Origin of the sequence: Methanobacterium bryantii (assembly GCF_002287175.1) — an archaeon.
GTDB lineage: Archaea > Methanobacteriota > Methanobacteria > Methanobacteriales > Methanobacteriaceae > Methanobacterium_D > Methanobacterium_D bryantii.
Genome location: NZ_LMVM01000001.1, coordinates 1 through 16,765, shown reverse-complemented (window position 1 = coordinate 16,765; position 16,765 = coordinate 1). Strand labels below are relative to the sequence as shown.

Sequence of the window (16,765 nt, the reverse complement as noted above, 5' to 3'; positions counted from 1 at the left end):
CCATATAATCAATTAAAACCACAATTTAGCATAAAGTATAACTCACGCACAGGATCATAGACATGAGCGTATATTAAAAAGATTTATAACACCATTATTTTAAACGTGACTTGAGACATATCACAAGAAAAGTATTAAAATTGAACTGCTCAAAAAGGTTGAAATTAGAGAAAATAATAAAATAAAGTTGATTTTTTAATAAAAACGTATTATAATTTGTAAAATTACGTATAAATTATTATTATCTCTTTAAACCATAAAATTTATATACAAAACTACACATTAGTAATTTAGGTCAATACCTGTAAGTATTGACCTCATCCCCTTTTAATCAATATTTTAAGTAAAGTACTTAAATTCAAGGACACTAAACCTTTTCATTTGGTGTCCATGGATACCCCCTAATTTTATAAAATACCAATGTTTATAACATTTGCATGAATTATACTTCATTTTAAATTGTAGATATAAAAATTATCTTAAAAACATGTAATTATGATATACTTGTATAACCTCCAAGGGCTATAAAAAAAATAATTAAAAAATAGATTATGAATGTGAAAACATGGTCTTAATGTTTTTAGACCCATTTAAAAAAAATATCATTATTTAATCTTATTAATTATCCTTAAAAGGGCTTTATTTCTAACAGGTATGGTAAAATAAAATGTCGAACCTTTACCTAACTCTGATTCAACCCAAACACGCCCACCATGACGATCTACTACTCGTTTAACTATAGCTAGACCTATTCCTGCACCTTGATACTCATCAATTGAATGTAACCGCTTGAACACTTCAAAAATGTGGTCACTGTACTGTTCTTCCATTCCAATTCCATTGTCACTAACTGAAAAAACATATTCTTTATCTTTTTTTCGGGCTGAAACATGAATTTCAGGCTTTATCCCGCCCCTACAGAATTTAAGTGCATTTCCAATTAGATTCTGGAATACACGTGCAATTTGATCTTCATCAGCAAAAATTACAGGAAGAATTGGATCACTGGTTATTTCGGCATTATTTTCAGTAATTGACGATTCTAAATTACTTAAAGCATAATCTAAAGCTTCTTGAGTGTTGAATTCTTTAAATTCGTTTCCTTTTGTCCCAACACGTGAGTAATCAAGCAAACCCTGAATCATGCTTTTCATTCTCTTTGCACCATCAACCATAAATTCAATGAATTCATCAGCATCAGCATCGAGCTTACCCTTATAACGTCTTTCGATTAACTGCGCATAACTGGCAATGGTCCGCAGAGGTTCCTGCAGGTCATGGCTTGTAATGTAAGCAAAACTCTGTAATTCTTTATTAGAACGCTGCAGTTCAGTTATAATTTCTTTTAACTGCCTTTCACTCCTTTTCCTTTCAGTGATATCGCGACTTATAGACAGTATCGTTTCAATTTCGCCTTTAGAATTATATTCAGGTACGGCAGTAGTTTCAAAATATTTAAAGCCATCATTAGTTATAGAACTGTATTCAAACTTCTGTAATTCACCGGTATCCAGTAATTTTTGATATTTTGACCTCCACATTTCAGCATATCTCAAAGGGGTGCCTGTTTCCTCAAAGGTTTTGCCCATATAAAAGTCAGGGTAATTACCCTGCAATTCTAAAATTTTAAAATTAATAAAAATGTATTTAAAATCAGTGTCAATCCGTGTTATAAGATCAGGTGAATTTTCTGCAAGTGCCCTGAATGACTCTTCACTATCTTTAAATTTTCTAACTAGTTCTTCTGACTTAATTTTATACTCTGTTAATTGATTTCTGGATTTATAACTCATTAGAGCTTCCATAACTGCGATAGATATTAATTCAACTATTTCTAAATCATCTTGACTAAAATCTTTATCTGTATAAATCAATCCAATTTCACCAAAAACTTCACCAGCATGCATTAAAGGCACCCCCATGAAACTTTTAATTTTAACATGCTCTTCTGGCGGTTCGATCCATTTTGGATGTTTATTAATGTCATTAAAAATTAAAGGCCTTGCTTCATTAATAACACTCCACCTAATTCCTTTAATAGGTAAATCTGTTTCCATAACTAACTGTTTACCATGGGGCGTTTTACGTTCGCGCGCTCCAGAAAAACTTGTTGCAATAGTATTTAATAATTTTTTAGGTGTTACCTCACATATAAAGCCAGAGGAACTGCCTATAATTTCCTCAATAATTTTTAGTGACATTTGAGCTAATTCTTTTTTACTTTTAACTCTTAAACCAGCTTGAAATATTTTAGTTATCCCAGTTAGTATTTTGTTATTCCTTTCAATCTCTTCTGCTGATTCTTTTAACTCTTTTTCAATTTCTGTATATTCAGTAACATCCTGAATTTGAACTAAAAAGCCAAAATCGGCTTCAGAGATAGTCCAATCAATAAAAGCAGTTCCAGAATTTACAGAAGCATAACTTCCTTCATTTTTGACATTTTCATAATTTAAACTAGATTGAAACTTAACTAAACCTGTTTTAATCAATTCATCCTTCCTTAAAGCAATATCAGGACTATCAAATAAATTAATTTTTTTAAAATCATTTAAAGAATTAATACCTGCTATTTTTAAAGCAGTATAGTTAGCATCAATTAAATTACCCTTTTTATTATAACAAAAAATACCAGTGGGAGACTTATCAAATATTTCCTTGAATATGCTATTTTTTGTATTTAATTCAATACCTCCCCTGAAAATATTGATTAATATCTTTTTAAAAATTATAAAGAAATTCTTACTATTACTTTGTTTTTAAAAGGTATAACTTTTTGGTTTAATTATTCAATGAAGTTAACGTTTCCTAATTTTGACTATTTCCACAAAATAAGTACTCCTATTGGTTAATAATATAATTAGATGTATTTTAATGGATATAACTGAATTTAAAATATAAATATCTTGAATCAGTAGAGTTATACCCTTATTATACACTATTAAAATTTTAGATGATTGATTTAATTCAAAAGTGCTTGTTTGCATCTGCTAAAGAAATAGTAAAAACTGTTATTTTAAGATATTTCCCACTAAATCATGATTTAAAAAGTAAAATGTTAGTTTATTAGTTATAATACGTATGTGCGTTGTTTTACGGGTTTGTTATCTCCACTTCTAACGTATTTTAAGACAATTCTTTGCCCTTTATCGCCTTTAAATTTAAAAGTTTCAATGCCAGGGCTACCCATTAACCTTGGATTGTTTGATTTAAATGCGTCGCTTAACAATTTTACATGTTTTTTATTGTACACTGCAACCCAATGATATCCTGTTGACGGGTTAGAAACTACTTTAATATTTTTTTCTACAGATTTACGGTTATAGTTAGATGCAGCAGCAAAAGAAGATGTCACGAGACTAAGACATAAAAAAACCATAAGCAACACTGCCATTTTAGTCCTCATAAAATCACCCCATTTGTGTTAAAAATATAATAATTAATTTATGATACTTAAATTTTAGTTTCATTTAAAAAAAATAAAAAATGAAGGTTTTACCTCATTAAAGCACTTTTTCTGCACCTGTGACTAATTCTAAAATTCTGCAAGGAGCTATAGTACTCCCATGTTTTAAGACATCAATTCAATTAATGTGCTTAAACGGATTATATGCTGTTTTAAAAAGGAATCATAGACCCGCTAAGGGATTCTATAAAAAAATCACTTGTCTTTGCAAAATAAAAAAAGAATTTAATGCATTAAAATAATCTATTTAATGCTCAATCATCCTCAATTTTTATTGCTTCATCTGGACATACATCCATACATACTTCACACAAGCTGCATTCCCCTTTATTCTTGATTACAAGAGTATCTCCCTCAATTACAAGAACTTCCATGGGGCATACATCTGCGCATTCCCCGCATTCTGCACCTTCGCATTTATCGTAATCTACTGTTATTTTAACCATTTAACTCACCTGCTGTCTTTCTATAGCTGATTTAATCTAATTATTCTCAAGATATGATTATTATCAGGTCAAATTTTATCTCTTCTTCTTGGGCGTTTATCTATAGCTGAGGGAATTCCTGAAGATGCTGAACTTATTTCCCCCAGTTTACCTTCCATGAAGTATTTAAGGTTTTTTCCTACACTTCTGGGGCTAATTTTATAAATTTTAATTCCTGCATTTCTTAAAATGCCAAATGCAACATTACCTAATTCTCCTATAATTAGAGCCTCAACACCTTGATCTACCATAAATTGTGCCGCTAAGTTTCCGGCTCCCCTCTCATTTTTTGCAGGATTTTCAATGGGTAAAACATTTTCAATTTCTCCATTTTCCAGATCTGCAATTATAAAATTAGGGCTTCTTCCAAATACATTGCTTATATTTGATTCCAAACTAAGTCCAGTTGATGTAATAGCTACTTTCATTTAATTCACCTCCAGTATGTCCCACTATAATTTGTAACATTTCAACTTGCCATCTAAATACTTCCATATACACTGAAATTACGTCTATTTCCTGCCAGAGTTTAAAATTCTATGAAAAGTTAGCTGAGAAATATCCATTATTTCGCTGTTTTTTCTGGTTAATACATTTACAATCTATTTAACCAACTTATATCTTACCTGATGTATTCTCTGTTGGTTTGATTTTGCATATTTATTCCTTTGAATATGGTTTAAAGTGCTGATCTGGGTTCTCAAGTATGAACCTTACCCCAACATGTTTTGAATATATATTCATAACTTCAATATAAACTATTGCATTTTAAAGCACCAAAATAAGGTAGTAAAGAAAACTAAAAATTTAAATTAACAGGTGCATTTAATAAATACAAATTAAATTCCATATCAAATCATGTATTATAGAAAATTTCTGGTTATAAATGCATATTTACAAAATATATGCTTAGATAACGTTTAAATATCTAAAATTCAACAAAACGATCACAAATATAACTGTAGATCTGTAAGTATCAAAAATATTTATATCCTAGTTTTGAATATATATTCGTTTATCCTTAAAAATACAACACCAATTAGAGTGATGAAAAAAATGTTAGAAACCTTAGAAATATATAAAATTATTATAGCAGCAGCCTTTATCAGTTTTATCATCTATGCAATGCTCAACGATCCAATAAAGAAAAATAGACTGCATTAAGATACATAAAAAAGAAAATTTAAAGAAATAATAAACTCAGAATATGGAATTAACAGTATGGTTTATTCTTATTATAGAACTCTTCAAATATAGGGCGATAATACTCAGCAATTTCATTAATCCCTGGAACATCAGGATCTTCTTCAGAATAATATAAAGCCATTATAATCCTGCATGTTTTATTCAAATTATCAAAGTAAATTACAAAGTCTATATTTTCAGCATCACCATCAAAATCATGTTCATTTAATTTCCCCCACACATCAGGAATATATCCTTCAGTTAGTTCATCATCAGTGTAAGCCAAAATAAAGCTTTTAGGTATAGGAGTCTCTTTATCTCCAATATCTTCAATATTTACATCTTCTGTATCTTCTTTTATTTCCTCAAACTGCAACATTTTATCACATTTGTTATTTTCATAGAATATGTTTTTTAAGTTAAATTATTTTATATTTTTAGCTGAAATCTTAAATTGACTTTAAAACAGGGAAGTTCTATCTTTTAACCTGCAAGTCAAAAACATAATTTCCGACCTTGCTATTTAAATTCAAGTTTTTAGTGTTTTAAATGATTAAAAAACTTGTATTAAAACTTTTTTGAGAATTTTATTTGCTCTTACAATAACTAATTTTAAACTGAATTTTAACTAATTTAAAATTTATAGGGATCCATCCTTAAAGGGTATCATGAAATAAAACGTAGAACCTTCACCATACTCTGATTCAACCCAAATTTTACCATTATGGCGATCTATAATTCTTTTAACAATTGCCAAACCAATTCCTGCCCCATCATATTCTCCAATAGAGTGTAATCTTTTGAACACTTCAAATATTTTATCACAATACTCCTTTTCTAACCCTATTCCATTATCTGCAACAGAAAAAATGTATCCTTTAATTTCTTTGCGTGCAGAAATATGAATTTTAGGTTTAAGCCCAGCACTATGGAATTTAAGCGCATTTCCAATTAAATTCTGGAACACCTGTATCATCTGGTTTTCATCTGCAAAAATTATGGGAAGAGCATCATAAGTAACTTCCGCACTAATCTCATTAATTACAGGCCCTAAATTATTTAAAGCATGATTTAAAGCATTTCCCGCATTAAAATCCCTGAATTTTCCACCCTTTGTTTCAATACGAGAATAATCAAGCAAACCCTGGATCATCTGCTTCATTCTTTTTGCACCATCAACCATGAATTCAATGAATTCATCAGCTTCATTATCAAGCTTACCTTTGTAGCGCCTTTCGATCAGTTGAGCGTAGCTGGCAATGGTCCTTAAAGGTTCCTGGAGATCATGACTGGTAATGAATGCAAACTGCTGTAGTTCATCATTTGAACGTTTTAATTCATTTATTGTATCCTTTAACTGCTCTTCTGCATTCTTACGCCGAGTAATATCTTTAGAAATTGAAGATATTCCAACAATATTACCTTTATCATTTTTAATTGGAGAAAATGTTATAGACAAGTAAAAATGGGATCCGTCCTTTTTCAAACGTTCCAATTCAACATGTTCTATACTCTCCCCATTTTTAGCTCTCTCAATCAATCTCAAATTATTAACCTGTTCCCCAGGTTCCATTAAAATAAATATATGCTTTCCAATTATTTCACCTGGGGAATACCCGTACATTTCTACTGCGCCATGATTCCAGCTGGATATTCGAAAATTTAAATCCATTCCAATAATAGCATCATCCGATGACTCCACAATGTTAGCTAACCTTTTAACTTCTGCCATCCTTTCTTCAATCTGATCTTCAAGGTCATAATTAGCCTGCTCCAACTGTTTTATCAGCTTTTCCCGATCATTTAACACGAAATAAGCAAGAATAGTGGCTAAAATTGTTGTAAAAGTAATAGTAATGACATGTGATTCCCATATATTTATACTTGGGAACAATACTTGTTTTACAATTTCATATAGAGTCATACCCGCTAAAAAAGCTGAAAAAACAATTACAATCTGGCTTTTAACGCTTTTAATGTCTTTTGATATAATAGGACAGTACCCCTCCTTAAATTTTAAATTATATTGTAATATGGTAATTACTAAAATAAATCATTTAACATAAAAAGTAGTCCCTACTTAATACATATATTTTATAATCCAAACTGCTGTACCTCTGAGGCTGTAATTTCAACTATGGACAGTGTTATTAATCAAATAGTTGAAGAAAGATTGTAATTGCAGGCCTTAAATAATCCCCACCATATTCAAACCTACATAAATCAGCAGCGCTATGAATATATAATTCAGTTTATCTGCAGGAAGTTTATGTGCTGCCTTAACTCCCAATTGAGCCATGGGGATACTTGCAACTGCCAGGATAATAAACTGGAGAAGGTTAATATAACCTAAAGAATATTGAGGTAATCCAGGTACGCCCAGCCCATTAAAGATATAAGAGATAATTCCTCCTATAGATGTAAATATTATAACCGCTGTGGAAGTCCCAATTGATTTATGTATGTCATATCCCATGGCAATTACAAGGAATGGGACTATAATAAATCCCCCGCCAACTCCTAGAAGCCCGGACATTATTCCAACAATGAATCCGCCGGCAATAAAATAAATATTATCCGCTTTTGGCTCTTTTTTAACCTCTGGAGATTTATAAAGAAGCATTCTAACAGCGACCACCAAAGCTGTGACCCCAAAAAGGAGTTTAAGAATATCTCCAGGCACATGAGAAGCAATAGTCCCTCCCAAAATACCACCAATACTTCCAGTAACAGCTAAAAGTGCCATCGGTTTGATTAAAACCGCATTTCGACGGTAATGCCCATATGCGCCGCTTATAGCTGTTGGGAGTATAACCGCGAGGCTTGTACCTAAAGACATCCTTATAGCAAGCGTAGGATCAACACCAATAGATATAAAAAGCCAGTATTGAACCGGGACCATTATAAAACCTCCCCCAATTCCAAGAAGGCCTGATGCAAACCCTATCCCTGCTCCTGTGATTGCAAGAATTATAATATAAAAAATAGTGGGATCCATAAATTTATTCCTTCATAATCAAACTATATCCTAACTTTATTTTTAAGAGGATTATACTTTACGTTTTAAAAACTTTAATACCATGTGTACTTAATGTAACAACTAACTATATTAAAATAAATCACATATATAAGTACAATATGAAAATAAATGTATAAATTTTCTAAATTAAGTTTAAAATTAATAGTAGAACCATGAATATTTCTCATTTTTTATTCAAATTTTCTAAACTATTTTTGAAATAGGTACTTATTAATTTAAATTCAATTATCAGTTACCAAATGCTTGAAAACTATTAGTTTTCACATGCTACCCAACTATATTTAAGCTATACGTTTATATATTGAAAATAATTATTAATAATAAAAAAAAATTGAAATTTATCTAAAGTTTCAAACTGAATATTTTAACGTCAAAATTATTTATAAATCAAAATAATCAAATAATTGTGCCCTAATGGTGATAAAAGGTGGAACTTACAAAAATCAAAGGCATCGGTGACAAACTAGCAAAGAAAATTGTTGACAGCTTCGGCAGCGAGGCAGATCTACAGACAGCAATCAGTAACTTCGAAGTTGATAAACTTTCAGAAATCGATGGAGTAAGTCAGGCTAAAGCTATAGAAATAATAAATGAAGCTTTAGGCAATCCAAGGGAAGAGTTTTTAAAGACAGAACAGGTCATCCAGATCTATGATGACATTATTGCCAGAATTCTTAAATACGCGAGTACCAAATATGGAAAAAACAGGGTTCTTTTAATAAGCCCCACAAATGATACAGGAAAGATTCAGGAAAATCTAGATTTTGTAATGAATGCAAAGGAAACTGTATCCAAACTTCCAGTAAATGAAATCAGTAACCTGCTTAAAAAAGTAAATCCATCTGGAAAAAACAAACCAAAATATGATCCATCAAGAGCCATACTTGTAGAGTCCAAAGAAGATTATAACAGGCTTATGGATCTAGATCTGCACAAATATTCAACAATTATCACTGCAGAAGAGTTAGAAACTCTTGATGATTATGAATTTGTAGTGTATATATTCTCAACTGGACAAGTAGACCTTGATGATGCTTATAACATTGCCATGGTGACTGGTGATTCTTTAGACTATGAAATTGTCCCTGAAACTATCCTTTCATATTACCACACAAATTACGAGCTTCTTTGCAATGTTTTGGAAATTAAAAATATCTTAGGGCGAAAATCAGCGATTGGAGAAGTTATAGAAATTCTTGACTCTCTCGAATCAGCTAAAGTTGATGAAAGCATATTTGATGCAAGCGTCGAAGATGCAAAGAAAAAAGCCGATGAAAAGCTCGCTGAAAGTATTAAACAGGTTGATCTTAAAGGAGATGAAGTTTTAGCCCTTATGAATGAAGGAATGCCTGCCAAAATACAGAGCATATTTGATGAAGTGATAAAAGAAGCCAAAGATGAAATTAAGGATAAAACTGGATGTTCATTTGACCCATTTATTCAAAAATACCCCATCGAAATTGATGAACAAGAACTTGAAAGAGTTAAAAAACAGGAAATTGCAAGACAGCACATCAATACATTCGATAAAAAAGTAAAAGCTGCATCACGACTCTCCACCCTTAAAGAAGGGATTGAAGCAGAAATTCAGGAAATTCTGGAATTCGATTATGAGTTTGCACTGGGATGTTTTGCATACTATTACAATTTAAATGCACCGCAGATCGGAGATGAGTTCAACTTTAAAGGTGGAATACACCTCAACTTAGCACTTGAAAATGAAATCAACATTCAAAAGATTGATTACTTCCTGAAAACTCCCGAAAATGTCGCACTTTTAACCGGGGCAAACAGTGGAGGTAAAACAACACTCCTTGAAACCCTTGCCCAGATTTCCATAATGGCACAGATGGGGCTCCCAGTCTGTGCAGAAGAAGCTACAGTTAAACTTGTTGATGAAGTATATTTCTTCTCAAAGAAAAGATCTCTTGATGCAGGGGCATTTGAGTCATTCCTCAACACATTCATGCCCGTTGTAATTACAGATACACATAAACTGGTTTTACTTGACGAACTGGAAGCAATTACAGAACTTGAGGCTGCAGTTAAAATAATTGCAAGCTTTATAGACTTAATAAAAGATTCTAATTCGTATGCAGTCATTGTAACCCATATGGCACATGAAATAATGAAATATATTGAAGTCAGGGTTGACGGAATTGAGGCAAAAGGCCTTGATGATAACTACAATTTAATTGTAGACAGGACTCCTAGAATGAACTATCTTGCAAAAAGTACTCCAGAACTTATCCTTAGAATGATTTACCAGAAGTCTGATGGAAAGATGAAAGATATTTATGGTCAGATACTGGAGAAATTTTAAATTTATGTACATGGATCTCTTTTCCAGGCCATAATTCTCAGATTACAACAGGAACCTTCACTGGCAGAGTAATTGGCACAAGACGATGAATACGTAAAGTTTTGAATGCATAGAAAATTTTATGAAAACTGCCATGCATTATTTGTAAAAGTTCTAATTGATTCTTTTTGCCTACCAGAAAATTACTCCTTTTTGTACTAAACTATTTCTGAATCAGTTTGAGAACCACTTATTATATCTTCATCCATATCTTCATAGCCACTGTGATGAGTTTTTGCCCAGTGCCTTTCTTTTCGCGTGATCATCCCTGCAAAAGCCGCGAAGAATAAAGGTAAAAGGTACAGACAATAAGCCCAGTATTCTATAGATCTATAAATTATAACATGTGGAAGTGCTTTTTCCCGATATAGACCTATGAACAACGATGGGAAAAACGCAAAAGTTGATAAGACACCTATAACAACTGGAGCACCGAAATGGAACTGCATAATATTCCCTATCTGAAGTATAACAACCACATAACCTACCATTACAAATGCAATAAGCAGGAGGAAGAAAAGCTGTTCTATGGCATTTATTTTCTTATAAAAAGGAATAGGTGCATTCATTATTTTTGTAAGATAAACAAACAGCGTTTCAAGATTTCCTGTCGCCCACCTTATTCTCTGTCTAAAGAAAAGATCCCATTTGGGGACGGCTTCCTGATAGACAACAGCTTCTCCACAGTAGCGAATTTTATAACCGTTCATAATGAGTTTAACACTCATATTCAGGTCTTCTGTGACTGCAAATCCATCCCATCCTCCGATCTCTTTTATAGCTTTCTTTGTGGCTATCTGGCCGTTGCCCCCTAAAAATGCATTTTTACCCATTATATCCTTTGCCCGGAGTATCACATTTCCAAATATAGCAAATTCAACCTCCTGCATAGCTGTTAAAAGGTTCTCATTACTATTGTACATCCTAACCCTTGCCTGTACACCTTCAACACCATCCTCGTTCAGGTAAGGTATTATTGTCTTCAAAAAATCAGGTCCAATACGAGCATCTGCATCGAAAACTGCTATTATTTCACCATTGCATAACTCTAAACCATCATTAAGGACATAACCTTTACCTTTTCCAGAGCGGGGTGGTTTTCTAGTTACAATCTTCATAAATTTGAACTCTTTTTTGAGCTCTCTCAGTACATCTGCAGTGTTATCAGTGGAACCATCATTTATAACAATTATTTCGTAGTTCCGCTTATCTTCAAGATAATAATCAAGTTGTGCAAGGCTTTTAACACATCTAGCTATTGTAAATTCCTCGTTATGTGCGGGGATCATTATGCTCACAAAGGGCATCTCGTCAAAAGCTACTGCAGGGCTCTGTTTTTTGAGACTAACCACTGCAAGCAGGACACCATACATTGCAGGTATAAACAGAAGATATTCAAGCCACGTCATACTCCGGGTTAACATGCCGTATGCAGCAAGTGAAATAGTCACCGCAGAGACAAAGAAAACTCCCGTTTTTTCTATTTTAAGCTCATCAGATTTCTCCCTTATTTTATTTTGGAATTTTGTAACGTTTTCCACGTCGCTCCTGTGCTTACTAAGTGCCATTTCAACTGTTGTATAAAGCTCCGCATCTTCAAAAGGTTTTACCAGGTATCCATAGGGAGATGTTTTCCTGGCCCGTTTAACTGTCTCAGCATCTGCATATGCAGTAAGATATATAACCGGAATATCCAGTTCCATTAATGTTTCAGCAGCTTCAATACCATCCATTTCCCCATCAAGCACTATGTCCATAAGTATCAAGTCGGGTTGGACATTACATGCTTTTTGAACAGCTAACTCTCCTGATCTAACAGTTTCAGGTACGCAGTAACCAAGTTTCTCAAGTCTGAACTTTATATCAAGTGCAGTTATCTCTTCATCTTCCACTACCAGTACAACAGGCTTTAGATCATCCCTGACTGCATCAACAGGAGTTTGAACAATTTTATCCCCATCATATATAATTTCACCCTTGAAATTTTCCTGTTGAGGGGATGCAGGATCCAGTAATTCAGGAATTAAAGTACATGCTCTTGGACGTTCCCCATCCATGTATACCCCTACTTTACCGTTTCTGGATCCATGAGTTGGATTTTCAATTTCGTCAATTTCTTCCAGATATTTCCTGTGCCTCTCAAGGGTAACCTCTATGGTGTTGTAAAGTTTTTGGGGTTCAAAAGGCTTTACAAGATACCCTGAAGCAGGATTTTCCGTGGCTCGAGAGAGAGTAACTTTATCTGAGTGAGCAGTTAAGTAAATAACCGGTATTTCTAATGCCAGTATGCTCTTAGCAGCAACAATACCATCAATATCTCCTTTTAAAAAAATATCCATTAAAACAATATCCGGCCTAAGTTCTGCAGCAAGTTTAACAGCATCTTCCCCGTCTGAAACTATACCAAACACCCTGTAGCCATAATCTTCTAATTTTAACTTTATATCCATTGCAATGATATGTTCATCCTCAACTACAAGAATATCAGAACTCACATACCCCGCCCCCATTAAACAAAACGATAAATATCACCAAAAGTTCTCCACAAATGTTTATACATATACACTCATTTTATGAAAATGATAGAAAATTAGACTGTAATTAAACAAGTACTAATACTTATCGTATCCTGCAGGTTTTTAATACAAAATAAGCGATTCTTTATGAATTTAAAGTAATAATTACAGCATTTAAAGTGATATATTACCCTGATTAGAACTATAAAAAGAAACTACAAATGACCTTAAAATTGACCTAACTTGTAAACACGTTAAAAAGTTTAATTTTACATTTTAAAAGAAATTTTTACATCACATCAATAAAATTATTACAATTAAATTTATATTTATTACAAATCATAATTATTAGTACAATGACGGAGGTTGAATAATGGGTATTGATGAAGAATTACATGATAGAATTGTTAATGCATTAAAAGGAGCAGACTTCCCAATAAATAACTATAATAAACTTATGGAATCATTTCCTCACGGTAGAGGAGGAGTGTGCAGAGCTCCGGGATTTGAAATAACAGTAGAAGATGCTATAACTTCGCTTGTAGAAGAAGACTTTCCATTTAACAATGCAGAAGATGTAGCACATGTAGTAATTAAAAGAATAAGGCGCGGCGGAATAATGTAATTAACTTAAAAACTATCCAAAACTTTTTTTTAATTTAAAAATAAAAGTTAAGCAATTTTGCCATCACATTTCTACAATCTAATTAGTTTTTGATAAATTAAATTGATAACCAAATAATATTTTATCTAATAGAAAATATGTAAAACTCCCATTACGTCTCTCCAGTTTCTCAAAGATAATACCAAAATAGAATAATCCTGTGAAAAATAGAGCATATGACTCTCCAACCACTCCACAGATGACCACAACTCCGCAGGTACTCTCATGAAATGGTCATTTTTCCGGCGATTCTTTGCTTTTACCTGATGTGTTTTATTTTTCGTGTTTTTCAGGGTTCTACAGTTTTATTCGTACTTTTTACATCCTTCTTTTATTCCAGACATCATCTTGAACTTAGTACTATCATACCTAGTTATGGCACCGGGACCCACATGTATTATAACATCACCGGGTTTTGAATATTTAATTGAAAGTTCTCCTGCAGTTTTTAGATAATCAACCCCAATTTTCAGTATATTTGGATCTTCAACTCCTTTAAAAGTCTCCTGAATAACATGTCTATCCAATCTGCCCATTGTTTCATTGTATGCGCTGCAAATCATGACATTTGCATATCTGGCAACTACTTCTCCGAGTTTCTGCTTGTCTCGGGAGTTTGCTGTATCAAAATTCTCTACCAATACAATGAGATTCCGGTCTGGAAAAAGACTGAGAGTTTTTATAAACCCTTCAATCACATGGGATGGATCAAGGTAAACCTCTCTTCCTTTATAATCTCCAACATATTCCAAGCGTCCTGGAACTCCATCAAACTTGCTTAGACCATTTTCAATGGATTTTTCATCTAAACCATAACACAGAGCAGCTGTAGCTGCACCTATTGAGTTTTCAAGATAATATCCTAAGGGTTTAAATGATGTTTTAAGTTCACCAGATCCATTGCATGATACCTGGGGAACTCCTTCTAGGTTATAATTCAATCCTAATATGCCATCTTCAAAGTAACCTGAGACATGGCATTTGGAATTTTCATGTTCAGGAGTTTCGGATTTTTTAGAAGTATCACCTGAGTAAGATCCTTTAACATTTTCACTCTCTGAATCGAATTCAGGTTCATTAAAACAGTAGAACACTGTATCCTTTAAGTCCCCAATATACTTCCTGCAGGGTGCACCAGCAACCAGTAAGTCGCTCGAACAGCTTATCATACGCTTTCTAGCTGCATATTTTTCCATGGAGTTCTCAAATTCATCAAGGTGGTCAATGTAAATATTTGTAAGCACAGCCACCTTAAGATGAACCTTAAACATTATACCTAAAGTTCCGTGGGGTATTTCAAGCACTGCAATATCATTTTCCTGGGGAAGACCTTTGATTATTCCGTCAATTATTGTTTCACTTAAAAGATTACCCATTCTGGAGGAACACATCCAAACATTGTACCCTGCATTTTTAAATATCTCAGAAATTGCATGGGTGGTGCTGGTTTTGCCAACGGTCCCTGTTATTCCTATAATGTCTATGTCAATCAGATCATTGATTATATCTGATACATCTTCCTGACTAATTAACTTTAATTCCTTGTTTTCTATTTTACGGGCTATTTCTTCCATAACAGGGGCTTTCTTGGGTATTACAGGTGAAACATATACTGAGTCTACACCACTAAAATCTGGGGTGTTCAGACCAAGCTGTAATTCCACTCCCTCTTTTTCCATTTTTATGAGGGTTTCCTGCACCTTTTCCGGGAATTCTTTCAAATTTTTGCTGTCTGTAATCATTACCTTATTGCCTATGTGGTTTAGAATTCTTGCAACAGGACGTCCTGCGTTACCTGCACCTATAACTATACAATTCATAATAAAAGCCCTCTTTTGATTTTTTTTGTTTCAAAGTTTTTTTTTTCAGATGTAATGTTAATTTACTGCTAAAATTTATCAAGATCAATGTGTAATTGTTAAAAAAAATCGGCATCTTTAAATTGATACTTTAAAAAGTTAGGTATCGACCTTGCGTTATTCGTTTATTGTTGAGAGATTCAAAGATGGTGGGATACTTTTTTATACTCTCTCCATATCCCTGAATATCATTTTAACCTGCTTTTTGTTCCGATTTTTAATAATTAGGTTTATGTGCTTCACGTTTCTGTTGTAGAGCTAAATTTAAGTAGTTATTCCAGATTTACACCCAAAAGTATACCAAATGTTACCAAAATAACCTACAAAAAAAGATGAATTATAGTAAAAAATATTGACAATTTTTTAAAGATTTACTGGTAAAAACATTCTAACATGTATATTTGATAGATTTTTGAAAACTTATAGAAAATTTATAAAATTCAGGGATTAACTCCCCCCAAAATTAATGATCTTTACAAAGCTTAAAAATTAGGTTTTATTGTACTGTATTTTTTATATTAAATGCATCCCTACTTCTATATTCACTAAACCTTAATCCCATCGAATTTATCTAGAAAACTATTAAAAGAAAATTATCACCATTATTCATCGAAACTGAAAATCAAATAAAAGGATTAATCCAAAAACATTTCATGCAATGCGTTAAATCTCTATCATTTGCTAAAAGATTGATAGAAAATTTCTAAAAATTAAAAATAAATGATTTATTCTAAAACAATAACAGAATTATAAATAAATCAATATTAAACTCCCAAAAAAGAATACTGACCCATTATAAATGTAATTTTGCCTGCATACTAACTCACTGGTTCACAGGTAGTTCACCCTTTCCTCCCCGAGCAACCCTCGAAGCAGGCAGTCTGTCCAGTACTGGGTTTCTCCTAATCATAGAAGGCTTAGCCAACCTCATAAGAGGACCGTAGGCACCAGTCAAAATAATGATATGACATTAACTAATTTGTAATTTGTTAAGATAAGCTTTTGGTTGGGACTCACATCCCATACAAAAGTTCATTTTTGTAAAATTATTATTAAATTGAATAAAATTAATTTAAAAAGAACTTAATTATTATTAAAAAATTTTTTAATTAATTACAAAAAAAACGAGTTTATAAATATGAGAGTGGCCGGCAACGTTTCAAGCTTCCCATAAAAGACATTATAGTA

Annotated in this window: 11 protein-coding genes; 2 read left to right on the top strand and 9 right to left on the bottom strand. The window is 32.6% G+C overall.

Annotated elements, in window-relative coordinates; all coding sequences use genetic code 11:
• Positions 1-605: 605 nt before the first annotated feature.
• The 7 genes from ASJ80_RS00055 to ASJ80_RS00025 all read right to left on the bottom strand — a co-directional run bounded on the left by ASJ80_RS00055 (position 606) and on the right by ASJ80_RS00025 (position 8,134).
• On the bottom strand, positions 606-2,654 hold the full coding sequence (locus ASJ80_RS00055; RefSeq protein WP_338036858.1) for an ATP-binding protein: 2,049 nt from the start codon (positions 2,652-2,654) through the stop codon (positions 606-608).
• Positions 2,655-3,070: 416 nt separating this feature from the next.
• Positions 3,071-3,406, bottom strand: a complete 336-nt coding sequence (locus ASJ80_RS00050; RefSeq protein ID WP_069581943.1) for a protease inhibitor I42 family protein — start codon at positions 3,404-3,406, stop codon at positions 3,071-3,073.
• Positions 3,407-3,720: 314 nt separating this feature from the next.
• A complete protein-coding gene (locus ASJ80_RS00045) occupies positions 3,721-3,912 on the bottom strand; it encodes a 4Fe-4S binding protein (RefSeq protein WP_069581949.1) in 192 nt (63 codons plus the stop codon).
• Between the two features lie 68 nt (positions 3,913-3,980).
• Positions 3,981-4,379 (bottom strand): NifB/NifX family molybdenum-iron cluster-binding protein, encoded by a 399-nt coding sequence (locus ASJ80_RS00040; protein ID WP_069581954.1) that lies wholly within the window; start codon positions 4,377-4,379, stop codon positions 3,981-3,983.
• A gap of 785 nt (positions 4,380-5,164) precedes the next feature.
• Positions 5,165-5,515 carry a hypothetical protein gene (locus ASJ80_RS00035; RefSeq protein WP_069581959.1) on the bottom strand — a complete coding sequence of 117 codons (351 nt, stop codon included), beginning with the start codon at positions 5,513-5,515 and terminating at the stop codon, positions 5,165-5,167.
• Between the two features lie 261 nt (positions 5,516-5,776).
• The gene (locus tag ASJ80_RS00030; RefSeq protein WP_083240828.1) at positions 5,777-7,060 is read right to left on the bottom strand and encodes a sensor histidine kinase; all 1,284 of its coding nucleotides are present in this window, start codon (positions 7,058-7,060) and stop codon (positions 5,777-5,779) included.
• Positions 7,061-7,324: 264 nt separating this feature from the next.
• Positions 7,325-8,134 (bottom strand): sulfite exporter TauE/SafE family protein, encoded by an 810-nt coding sequence (locus tag ASJ80_RS00025; RefSeq protein WP_069581960.1) that lies wholly within the window; start codon positions 8,132-8,134, stop codon positions 7,325-7,327.
• Between the two features lie 469 nt (positions 8,135-8,603).
• Between ASJ80_RS00025 and ASJ80_RS00020 the strand changes: the two genes are divergently transcribed.
• A complete protein-coding gene (locus ASJ80_RS00020; RefSeq protein WP_069581962.1) occupies positions 8,604-10,499 on the top strand; it encodes a helix-hairpin-helix domain-containing protein in 1,896 nt (631 codons plus the stop codon).
• Positions 10,500-10,696: 197 nt separating this feature from the next.
• On the opposite strand, the gene ASJ80_RS00015 is transcribed toward ASJ80_RS00020, so the two are convergent.
• Positions 10,697-13,033: a response regulator gene (locus ASJ80_RS00015; RefSeq protein ID WP_176720166.1), complete on the bottom strand. Its 2,337-nt coding sequence runs from the start codon at positions 13,031-13,033 to the stop codon at positions 10,697-10,699.
• Between the two features lie 394 nt (positions 13,034-13,427).
• Here ASJ80_RS00015 and ASJ80_RS00010 point away from each other — a divergent pair, with 394 nt between their 5' ends.
• On the top strand, positions 13,428-13,679 hold the full coding sequence (locus tag ASJ80_RS00010; protein ID WP_069581964.1) for an MTH865 family protein: 252 nt from the start codon (positions 13,428-13,430) through the stop codon (positions 13,677-13,679).
• A 344-nt stretch (positions 13,680-14,023) separates the two neighbouring features.
• Here ASJ80_RS00010 and ASJ80_RS00005 read toward each other — a convergent pair whose 3' ends face one another.
• On the bottom strand, positions 14,024-15,538 hold the full coding sequence (locus ASJ80_RS00005; RefSeq protein ID WP_069581966.1) for a Mur ligase family protein: 1,515 nt from the start codon (positions 15,536-15,538) through the stop codon (positions 14,024-14,026).
• Positions 15,539-16,765: the final 1,227 nt, after the last annotated feature.